Below are 10,423 nucleotides of genomic sequence, written 5' to 3' on the forward strand. Positions count from 1 at the left end.
CTCCCCGGTGATCCCCGAGGCCAGGTCGGAGCACAGGAATGCGGCGGTGTTGCCCACTTCCTCAATGGTCACATTGCGGTTGAGCGGGGTGATGCGCTTGACGTGGTCCAGCATGCTGCGGAAGTTGCTGATGCCGGCGGCCGCCAGGGTCTTGATGGGGCCGGCGGAGATGCCGTTGACTCGGGCGCCGTCGGCGCCAAGGTCTGCAGCCATGAAGCGCACATTGGCTTCCAGGCTGGCCTTGGCCACGCCCATGACGTTGTAGTTGGGAATGGCCCGCTCAGCGCCCAGATAGCTCATGGTCAGCAGGGCGGCGTTGCGGCCTTCCATCATCGGCCGACCGGCCTTGGCCAGGGCGGCAAAGCTGTAGGCGCTGATGTCGTGGGAGATCGCGAAGTTCTCGCGGGTCACGCTCTCCAGATAACCGCCCTGCAGGGCCTCGCGAGGCGCGAAGGCGACACTGTGAACCAGGATGTCGAGGCCATCCCAGGCCTTGCCGAGACCATCAAAGACCGCCTGGATTTCCTCGTCACTGGTGACGTCGCAGGGGAAGCACAGCTCGGAGCCGAATTCGGCTGCCATCTTCTCCACCCTCGGCTTGAGCTTCTCGTTCTGGTAAGTGAAGGCCAGTTCTGCCCCCTGTTGGTGCATGGCCTGAGCGATGCCGTAGGCGATGGAGCGGTTGCTGGCCAGTCCCACCACCAGCGCTTTCTTGCCTTTGAGAAATGCCATCTCGAATCTCCCCTTGGGATACGTTCCAGAATCAATGAGCCCCGCTCTGCGGGGCTCGCAAGTCGATGCAGGGAATCTTACCGGCCAGCGGCCTTCTGGGCCAGTTCAGCGACCTGACCGAGGTCGGCTCAGCTCCCGGATGTATTGGTTACGTCCACGATGATGGTCAACTGCTGGCCCGGCTGAAGGTAGTCATCCGCGGACAGGCTGTTCCAGCGCAGCAGGTCGTTGACGCTTACACCGAAACGACTGGCGATGCGGGCCAGGGAATCGCCGCTGCGCACCCGGTAGTTCACTCGCCGTTCCCGGTCGGTGGGGCCGGCCCGGAGGGGGCTGGCGATGCGCGCATTATCGGCGTCTTCCACCCAGACCGCCAGGGATTGTCCGGCGCGCAGGGTGTCGCCTGGGGCCATGCCGTTCCACTGGGCCAGCTGGCGGACGCCCACATCATAGCGCTGGGCGATGGACCAGAAGGATTCCCCCGGCTGGACCTGATGGCTGACCTGTTCCCGATCGCCACGCTGGGTGTTCTGAATCCGTGCCAGGCGCTGACTGACGCTGCCGGAATAGCTGTCCGCCGAGGCCATGGAGCGGGGCACCAGGAGGTGGTGACCGGCACGAATCACATTGCCGCGCAGCTCATTGACGTCCTGGAGCAGTTCAACTGTGGTGTTGTACTGCCGGGCAATACTGATCAAGCTCTCACCCGGCTGGATCTGGTGGCGGTGCCAGGCCAGGCGGTCATCCGGGTCCAGTTCCGCGAGCGCCTCCTCGAGCTGTGTCTTGCGGTCGATGGGCACCACCAGGCGATGGGGACCATCCGGATCGGTGGCCCAGCGATTGAAGGCGGCATTGAGACGGTAGATGTCGTCGATCTGCAGGTTGGCCAGTTCCGCGGCCAGGGCAAGATCGATCTGCCCGTCCAGCTCCACCACGGCAATGCGCGGCTCGTTGTCGATGTCGGGCAGGTTAATGCCGTAGGCCTCGGGTTGTTGAATCACGTCCCGCAATGCCAGGACCTTGGGTACATAGTGCATGGTTTCCCGAGGCAGGCGCAGGCTCCAGTAGTCCTGGTCGGCGCCCCGCTGCCGGTTGCGGCGCATGGCCCGGGAGACATTGCCGCCGCCGGCATTGTAGGCCGCCAGCGCCAGCTCCCAGTCGCCGCCGAAGCGGTCGGCCAGGGATTCCAGATAGGTCAGGGCGGCATCGGTGGCGGCTATGAAATCCCGTCGGCCGTCATACCACCAGTTCTGCTTCAGACCGAAATGGCGCCCGGTGGACGGAATGAACTGCCACATGCCCGCAGCCCGTCCGTGGGAATAGGCAAAGGGGTCATAGGCGCTTTCCACGATCGGCACCAGGGCCATTTCCATGGGTAGGCCCCGTTCTTCGATTTCGTCGAGAATATGTGTTAGAAAGGGCTCCGCCCGGCGGGCGACGCGATCCAGATAGCCCGGATGCCGTTCATGCCAGCGGATCTGGGGTTCGATCCGCGGATGCTGGCGTTCCTCCATGGCAAAGCCCCGCCGCATCCGCTCCCAGACATCGGCGGGTTCCGAGTCCTGTTCGGATTCCGCCTCCACCAGGTGGGTGGCATGATCGCGCCAGTCCAGTTCAAAGTCCGTATTCAAGGTCTGGCGATAGGCATCCCCTTCCAGCTCAGGGACCAGGCCCACTTCCGGGGTGGTGGGGTCCGCTTCGTACTCCTGATCCATCCACGGCATGGTGCCGCAGCCGGCGATGATCAGGGGGAGCAGGGGGATCAGGGCATGTTGCAATCGTCCCCGGCGCGGCAGCCGGGCGTGCTGATCAATGGCTTTGCCTGTCATTGATTCGGTCTCTGTTTGGTTGCTTCTTCAGAAGCCGTCTTTCCAGTCACGAATGACTGAAAACACGTCCTCCGGGCTGTTCAGTTCCCTGCCGGCCCGCCGGCTGGCGCTCTCGCGCACGCTGGCTTCCCGGCAGCGCAGGAATACGTTGTAGTCTCGCTCCATTGCCAGGCTCGTTGGCAGCGATGGCAGGCCATCAGCGAGACGCGCCTCGGCCCGCTCTCGGACCTGTGCAATGGCTTCATTGTCCGGCTCCACCGCGTGGCAGAAGTCCAGATTCTTGAGGGTGTACTCATGCCCGCAGTAAAGCTCGGTCTCAGCGGGCAGGTTGGCCAGCCGGTCCAGTGATGCCAGCATTTGCGGCGCCGTACCCTCGAACATGCGTCCACAGCCACCGGCGAACAAGGTGTCACCGCTCAAAAGCAGGCCATGCCCATGGTAGGCAATATGGCCCAGGGTGTGGCCGGGAATGGCCAGCACATCGAATTCCAGCCCCAGGCCGGGCAATTCCACCCGATCACCGTCGGCCAGGGCGTGGCTGCGCGCCGGAACGGGTTCATCGCGCGGGCCATAGACAGGCACCGGCCAATGCTCGAGCAGCGCTTCGATGCCGTTCACATGGTCCCAATGTCGGTGGGTAACCAGGATTGCCTCAGGGGTGAGGCCGCGAGTGGTCAGCGCTTCTCGAACCGGGGCTGCCTCGCCAGGGTCCACCACGGCGACCCGGTCGGGCTGTTCACCGTGGAGCAGCCACACGAAATTGTCTCTCAGGACCGGAACGACGCTCACTTCTGGCATGGCGCCTATCCTACCCGTACTGGGGAAAAGGTCAACAAAAATAGCACCTTGGGGAAATGTTTTCGAGGCATCGCCGAGACCGGTTGGCGCCCGGGCGAGGGCCGGTTATGCTGTGCCCCGGGATGCAGCGTGGGGTTACTGGCGGGATGGCGGCATCAACATCGGAATCCTGGTTCGAAACCCCCCTGGCCCGGGCCACCCTGGCATGCGAACGGCTGCTCGCGGGGCGGCTCACCGAGCGCCTTTTTGGGGGGCGGCTGCTGCAGCTGGGACACTGGAGCGAGATGTCGGCCCTGCTGGAGCACTGTCGGGTCAATCGTCGACTGGTAGTGGATGCCGCCGCACCGGCGGACATTGTCGCTGATCTTGCGGCATTGCCCGTTGCCAGCGGCAGTATCGACGTGGTCGTCATGCCGCACACCCTGGAGTTCGCTGCCAACCCCCACGCCAGCCTGCGGGAGGCGGATCGGGTGCTGGCCCACGGCGGACATATTTTCATGCTGGGTTTCAGTCGCTACAGCCTCTGGGGCTTTCGGGAACTGCTTCGCCGCCCGCCCTATGGCAATGGAGCACGACTGCTGGCAGAACATCGCATCGGCGACTGGATGCAGCTGTTGGGTTTCGAGCTGCTGGCAATGGAGCGCTATTTTTATCGTCTGCCCATCAATCAGCCCTGGCTCATTCGTCGTAGCCGCTGGTTGGAGCAGTGGGGGCGTTCGCGATTGCCCGGGCCCTGGCCGGCAGCCGCCTGGGCCGCGGTTTTCCGTAAACAGCCCCCGGGCGCGACCCCCATCAGCCCTCACTGGTATGGTCGCCGCCCCGTCATCCGGCCGGGTACCGTCCCCGGCGGACTGAGTCATAACCGAAAGAGGAGCTGAATTTGTCTTCCAATGTCGTCACCGCCTACACCGATGGCGCCTGCCGGGGAAATCCCGGTCCGGGCGGCTGGGGTGTGGTGCTGGAATGGAATGGCCACCGCCGGGAACTCAAGGGGGGCGAAGCCGAAACCACCAACAATCGCATGGAGCTCAGGGCGGCCATTGAAGCCTTGACCGCCCTGAAACGTCGTTGTCGCGTGGATATCCATACCGACTCGGAGTACGTTCGCAAGGGCATTACCACCTGGATGGATGGCTGGAAACGAAACAACTGGAAAACCGCCAGCAAGAAACCCGTCAAGAATCGTGAGCTGTGGGAGGCCCTGGACCAACTGCGCAACAAGCACGATGTGCGCTGGTACTGGGTCAAGGGGCATTCGGGGCACCCGGGCAATGAACGGGCGGATGCCTTGGCCAATGAAGGCATTGATGAATTGCAGGCCGCGGGCCATTGAACGAGGTTAAGACATGACAAGACAGATTGTCCTGGATACGGAAACCACCGGTATTGAAACCAGTGACGGCCATCGCATCATCGAAATTGGCTGTGTGGAGATGGTCAACCGCCGCCTCACCGGCCGCAATTTTCACCAGTATCTCAATCCGGATCGGGAAGTGGATGCCGGTGCGGTTGAAGTGCATGGCCTCAGCAATGATTTCCTGGAAGACAAGCCGCGTTTCGAGGAAGTGGTGGATGACTTTCTCGACTTTGTTCGCGGCGCTGAGCTGGTTATTCACAATGCGCCTTTCGATGTCGGCTTCCTCGACAATGAACTGCACTTGCTCAAGCGACCGGAAAGAATTCAGGAGCTATGCGAGGTACTCGATACCCTGGTCATGGCTCGGCGCATGCATCCCGGTCAACGCAATAGCCTGGATGCCTTGTGCAAGCGCTATGAAGTAGATAACTCCAATCGAGACCTTCACGGCGCCTTACTGGATGCCGAGATCCTTGCCGATGTCTATCTGGCCATGACCGGCGGGCAGAAGACGCTGCTTCTCAATGAGGAAGAGGAAGAAGGGGGTGAGGCCGGTGGCAGCGCGTCTCGCATCCGGCGAGTCAATCGCGAGGGCCTGCAGTTGCGGGTGGTTTCTGCCACGGATGTTGAGCTGGAAGCCCACGAGCGCCGGATCCAGGCCATTCATGAAAAGAGCGGCGGTGCGGTCTGGCTGCGCCAAGGCGCTGAGAGTGCCTCGGTGGATGGAGAGACATGAATCAGGACTCTAAGGCACATCGGTTCGGCGACTATCGGATCCGGCTCTGGACAGCCGAAGATCGCGACGCGGTGGTGGCCTTGCTGGCCCAGGTTCTTGCCGAGTATGGCCTGAACTTTGAGCCAGAGGATGCCGACGAGGATGTGGTTCATGTCCAAAAGCATTATATGGACCGGCAAGGAGAGTTCTGGCTGGTGGAAATTGACCAGCGCATTGTGGGAACGGCAGCCTTCTACCCGCTACATGGACGGGCCGATGTGGCGGAAATCCGCAAGATGTATCTATTGCCGGAAGCCCGTGGCCAGGGGCTGGGACGCTGGCTTCTAGACTTCCTGGAGGATCGCGCCAGGGCGCGGGGCTTCAAGTACGCGCGTCTGGAAACCGCAGCGGTGCTCAAGGAAGCCATCGCCCTGTATGAGTCCGCCGGTTACACCACGGCCCCGGACAGTGTCGCCACCCGCCGCTGTGATCGTGTCCTGATCAAAGCGCTCTAGATTCCTGCTTGCTTGGGACCACGGGGCAAGCTCGCTTCCCACGCCCCCGTCTTGCGCAGCCTTCTCCCATGAACTAGCTTCAGAGAGTCGTTTTCTGTCGGGAGAGAACTCATGGACCGCGAGAGCCCAGCCTTTGGGCGCACTCTGGCGCGCCTTTTGATACTTGCCCTTTTCCTGTCCCTTGCTGGCTGCCTGGCCAGCGATTCGGATGATGCCAGCGACGAAGAGGAGACGCTAGCGGACGGTCTGCTGTTCACCACCCAGGCCCGGCTTGCCCCGGTCCAGGGCGAGGAGGCACTGATCGATCCTCCCCTGCGCCATGGCGACCCCGAGGCCGGTGAGCCGGCATTCGTGGACCGGGAGACGGAGGAGGGGGTGGAGTCCTTCCCCGAGCTGGGGGCGGTGGAACTGGGTGACGGCCTTGCCCGTGTCCAGCGGGATGAATTGGGGCTTGGCGAGCCGTCAGATGATCGGGCCAGCGTCTATTTCATGCTCCACACGGCCGATGTGCAGGTGGTGGACGAAAAATCACCGGGGCTGATCCCGGCCAGCAAGTTTGCCGCGCGCCCCACCACGACACCGGCGCATCGCAGTCAGAACGCCTATGTGCCCCATGCTGCTGATGCCATGATCCGGGCCGCCAATCGTATCCAGGCCGAGTTCCGGCCCTTCAACCTCGCCGTCCATGCCGGTGATGCCATTGAAGGTGCCCAGGCCAATGAGCTGGACTGGTTCCTGACTCTGCTGAACGGCGGACAGTTCACGCCGGTGAGTGCCGATACCCTCAACGTCGATGCCCCGGAGGGGCTGGATCCGGAGGCGCCGATCGATGCCGAGGGCCTGGATGGGCCCTGGCTGGCAGCGGTCGGCAACCATGACGTATTGGCGCTCGGGAATTTTCCCATCGGGGCCCTGGCTTTCGTTAACCAGCCGGAACAGTTCCCCCTGTTTCAGTCCATCTTCGGCCAGGCCGGACTTTCTGTGCCCAACCTTGGGCCTCGGGAAGAACGCCGGGACTGGTTGGACGAAAGCGAGCTGCTTATTACGCCGGATGAAGATCTGGATCTGGACCAACTGCTTTCATGGACGCGCAAGGCAGAGGCCTTCGCCGATTTTTTCCAGGATGGTGGCTTCAATCCTCAGTCCATCGCCTCCGATCAGCAGCGCGAACAGCTGGATCGCTGTGGCTTCATCGACGGCCATTTTGATACCAATGGCCAGCCTTCGGGCCATGGTTTCGGTGGCTTGAACGAACCTGATCCGGATGGACGCTGCGTAGGCTTTCATAGCCACCAGCCCGACGATGCCCCCTGGCTTCGGGTGGTCACCCTGGATACCGCCTATATCTACGGCGGTGACCTGGGTGTGATCGGTCGGCCCCAGGCGCCCTATGATTTTGATGCCCTGGAGATCAGCGAGGCGCTTTCCCAGGCCTTCTCCGAAGGTGATGAGGCCCTGACAAAGCCCGACACCGCGCAGGATCTCTTCCAGGTGCCTTATCTGCAGGGTGAAGCACTCAGCGATGACTTTGATGATCCGACACGGGATCAGGTGGCCTTTCTGGAGGCTGAGCTTGCTGCTGCCGCTGATGAGAATCAGGCCGTGATCATCCACAGCCATCACTACAACGGCTCCATGACGGCCGTGCATGAGTTCAGGCTCTTCCTCGAAGCACTGATCTGTGAGGGGCTGTCCACTGCAATTGGGTTTCGGACCGGAGAGCCTGCGGACTGCGATCCCGCCGACGGGCAACTCAGCACCGGCAATGTCGGGGCACCCGTGCGGGGGGCAGAGGATGCCGGTAATCGACAGGCGCTGGATCTGTTCGCCCAGATCATGGAAGGCAGCAGTGATGCGACCTTCGCCGAACTGGATCAGGATACGGTAAATGACGGAGTCGCTACCTTGAATCTGCTGCAATCGGGTGCCGGAGATCAGGTGGTGCTGGCATTCCAGTTGCTCTTCAACCTGCGCTCCATCATGCCGGACCCGGTGGAGCCCATGGCCCCGGAGCAATTGCGCACCCAACTGGCCCAACACCCCAATGTGATTCTCCATCTGGCCGGTCATGCCCACCGGCACAGCATCACGGCGGTCTGTGTTAACGGCGAAATGATCGCCGCCGATGAGGGCGATAGTTGCGCTGACCGGGGCGCCGACCAGGCAGACCAGGGCTACTATGAGATTGTCTCTCCGGGGAGTGTGGATCGGCCCATGGAGTGGAAGCTGGTGGAGCTGGTGGACAACGGCGATGACAGCCTTTCGGTCTTCACCACCGCCTACGGCGCTGCGGGCGATCCCTTCTACGACCAGGCCATGCGCCTGGCCCTCGCCGATATCCTGGTGGACGCCGCCTCACCCCGCGTCGATCACCCGGCCGACATCAATGTGGAGTTGACTGTCCCACTACCCCCAGGCGTCAGCACCCGCCTCCAGGACGCCGAAAGACAGGAAATCATCTCCCACCAGTTTGACGAGCTGTAACAAAGCCATCGAACCACCAAAAGAAAACGGGGCCCCAAGGGCCCCGTTTTCGTAGCGCGTAGCTTGTAGCTCAAAGATAATAAATCAACAAGGACGCCGCCAGTAACACGGCCACCCAGAGCACCATGCTTCCGGTTGGCCAGGTCCGGGCCAGGGTTCCCTGGGGGCCATGGTGACGACTGGCCGCATCAACGATGCGATCAAGCGGCCAGCGCAGGCCCGCCAGGAAGGCATGCCAGGCGGCAGTACCGTGTTGATGAACAAAGCCCACTGCACGCGGCGCGGCCTTGCGGTAGATCCAGTCGGTATCGATGGTGATCTTCTCCTTGGGGCCCACATACTTGAGCAGGAGGAAGAAGATTAGGCCCACGAACAGCAGTAGCTGCAGTTCCCAAAGCAGGTGCCCCATGGTGTAGGCGTTGTATTCCACCGGCTGGAACGGCAGGAACTGATACAGCCACTCGGGTCGGATACCGATATAGATACAGAAGAAGGCGGCAATGCCCATGGCCACCAGCATGTTGGTGGGCGCTTCCTTAGTCCGCAGGCCGGAGTCCTTGCCCATGAAGGCGAACCAGGGCAGTTTCAGGCCCACACTCAGGAAGGTACCCGCCGAGGCCAGCGACAGCATCAGCCAGATGATCGCCATCTGATTCTCGGCATAGGCTTCCAGAATCATGGTCTTGCTGACAAAGCCACTGGTGAGCGGGAAGGCCGAGATGGAGAAGGCCGCGATCATGTAGAAGATGAAGGTCAGCGGCATGTAGCGGTAAAGACCACCCAACTGGGTCAGCTTGGCCCGGCCGGTCATGTAGATGATGGCGCCCGCGCCCATGAACAGTAGTGCCTTGTAGAGAATATGGGCAAAGGCGTGTGCCGCCGAACCGTTGAGGGCCATGGCCGTGCCCAGGCCGATACCGGCCACCATGTAACCCACCTGACTGACGATGTGATAAGCCAGCAGACGGCGGATATTATTGGCAAGCACAGCGTAGGTCACGCCCCAGATGGTCATGACAGCACCCATCCAGATCAGGACTTCGGTCTCGGGGAAGCCCCGCATCAGGGTGTAAACGGCCGTCTTGGTGGTGAAGGCACTGAGGAATACCGCGCCGGTGACAGTGGCCTCCGGGTAGGCGTCGGTCAGCCAGGCGTGCAGGGGTGGCACGGCGGCATTGACCATGAAGCCAACCAGGATCAGCCAGAAGGCGGCGCCTTCCACATCAATGCGCTCAAAGGCCAGGCTGCCGGTCTGGCTGTAGTAGAGCACGATGCCGGCGAGCAGCAGAACCCCGCTGACCGCATGAACCAGCAGATAACGGAAACCCGAGGCGAAGGAAATGGGGTTGCGATTGCGCCAGATCAGCCATACCGAGGACAGGAGCATCAGCTCCCAGAACACGTAAAGCGTGAGCAGGTCACCGGCAAAGGTGACACCCACGGCAGAGCCGGCGTAGATGAAGCCGGCCATGTGCTGCACATTGTCTTTTACGTGCAGGGCGTAGATGGTGCCGATCATGGCCATGATGGCAAAGACGTAGGCGAAGACCAGGCTGAGCTGGTCGGCCCGTCCCATCATCATGTCCATGCCCAGGAACTGGAAGCTGGCGTAGACGCCCGGCACGGTACTAAACACCGCCACCATGAATGCGGCCGCCAGGGTCAGACGATACACCTGCTGGACCGCCCCGCGGAAAACGGGAATCAGCAGGCTACCGAGAATCAGCAGCAGGGAAGGGTGGAGCCAGTCCATCCCGGGCCAGTTGATGCTGAACAGCTCATGCATTGTTCTCGTCCTCCTTGTTCAGCATCTCATTGCGTTCGTCTTCGTCTCGGGGGTCGCCGCTCATCTCACGACCCTCCAGCTCGTCGTCGTAATAGTCTTCAGAGCGGTAAACCAGGCCAAAGCCCAGGCCCTTGGCCAGAGCGATGAGAATCAGGGAAGCGACGATGCCGAAGAAGGCGCCAAAACCGCCCCAGCTTTCCCAGGCGA

Annotated in this window: 9 protein-coding genes and 1 pseudogene; 5 read left to right on the forward strand and 5 right to left on the reverse strand. The window is 61.9% G+C overall.

Going from position 1 to position 10,423, the window contains the following annotated elements; all coding sequences use genetic code 11:
- From ACJWXQ_RS01580 to gloB, 3 genes are all read right to left on the reverse strand, one after another.
- Positions 1-732 (reverse strand): enoyl-ACP reductase (locus ACJWXQ_RS01580; protein WP_406672016.1); only part of this gene is annotated, 732 nt, incomplete at its 3' end.
- A gap of 128 nt (positions 733-860) precedes the next feature.
- Positions 861-2,561, reverse strand: coding sequence for a LysM peptidoglycan-binding domain-containing protein (locus ACJWXQ_RS01585; RefSeq protein WP_406672017.1), 1,701 nt, complete (start codon positions 2,559-2,561; stop codon positions 861-863).
- 27 nt (positions 2,562-2,588) lie between these two features.
- The gene (gene gloB / locus ACJWXQ_RS01590) at positions 2,589-3,359 is read right to left on the reverse strand and encodes a hydroxyacylglutathione hydrolase (RefSeq protein ID WP_346049913.1); all 771 of its coding nucleotides are present in this window, start codon (positions 3,357-3,359) and stop codon (positions 2,589-2,591) included.
- Positions 3,360-3,505: 146 nt separating this feature from the next.
- Here gloB and ACJWXQ_RS01595 point away from each other — a divergent pair, with 146 nt between their 5' ends.
- The 5 genes from ACJWXQ_RS01595 (at position 3,506) to ACJWXQ_RS01615 (ending at position 8,430) form a co-directional block, all read left to right on the forward strand.
- Positions 3,506-4,237, forward strand: a complete 732-nt coding sequence (locus tag ACJWXQ_RS01595) for a methyltransferase domain-containing protein (protein WP_346049915.1) — start codon at positions 3,506-3,508, stop codon at positions 4,235-4,237.
- Between the two features lie 2 nt (positions 4,238-4,239).
- Complete coding sequence (gene rnhA / locus ACJWXQ_RS01600) at positions 4,240-4,692, forward strand: ribonuclease HI (RefSeq protein ID WP_346049917.1); 453 nt, start codon at positions 4,240-4,242, stop codon at positions 4,690-4,692.
- Positions 4,693-4,705: 13 nt separating this feature from the next.
- Positions 4,706-5,452 (forward strand): DNA polymerase III subunit epsilon, encoded by a 747-nt coding sequence (dnaQ, locus tag ACJWXQ_RS01605; protein WP_346049919.1) that lies wholly within the window; start codon positions 4,706-4,708, stop codon positions 5,450-5,452.
- The gene (locus ACJWXQ_RS01610) at positions 5,449-5,946 is read left to right on the forward strand and encodes a GNAT family N-acetyltransferase (protein ID WP_346049921.1); all 498 of its coding nucleotides are present in this window, start codon (positions 5,449-5,451) and stop codon (positions 5,944-5,946) included. The genes dnaQ and ACJWXQ_RS01610 overlap by 4 nt, the downstream gene beginning before the upstream one ends.
- A 111-nt stretch (positions 5,947-6,057) precedes the next feature.
- Positions 6,058-8,430 carry a hypothetical protein gene (locus tag ACJWXQ_RS01615; RefSeq protein ID WP_346049923.1) on the forward strand — a complete coding sequence of 791 codons (2,373 nt, stop codon included), beginning with the start codon at positions 6,058-6,060 and terminating at the stop codon, positions 8,428-8,430.
- Positions 8,431-8,500: 70 nt separating this feature from the next.
- Here ACJWXQ_RS01615 and ACJWXQ_RS01620 read toward each other — a convergent pair whose 3' ends face one another.
- Both ACJWXQ_RS01620 and ACJWXQ_RS01625 read right to left on the reverse strand, forming a co-directional pair.
- Positions 8,501-10,216: a Na(+)/H(+) antiporter subunit D gene (locus ACJWXQ_RS01620; RefSeq protein WP_346049925.1), complete on the reverse strand. Its 1,716-nt coding sequence runs from the start codon at positions 10,214-10,216 to the stop codon at positions 8,501-8,503.
- Positions 10,209-10,423, reverse strand: a pseudogene (locus tag ACJWXQ_RS01625) (hypothetical protein); the annotation flags it as partial. The gene ACJWXQ_RS01620 and the pseudogene ACJWXQ_RS01625, both read right to left, overlap by 8 nt.

The sequence above is a fragment of the Natronospira sp. genome (genome assembly GCF_007134575.1).
Taxonomy (GTDB): Bacteria; Pseudomonadota; Gammaproteobacteria; order Natronospirales; family Natronospiraceae; genus Natronospira; species Natronospira elongata.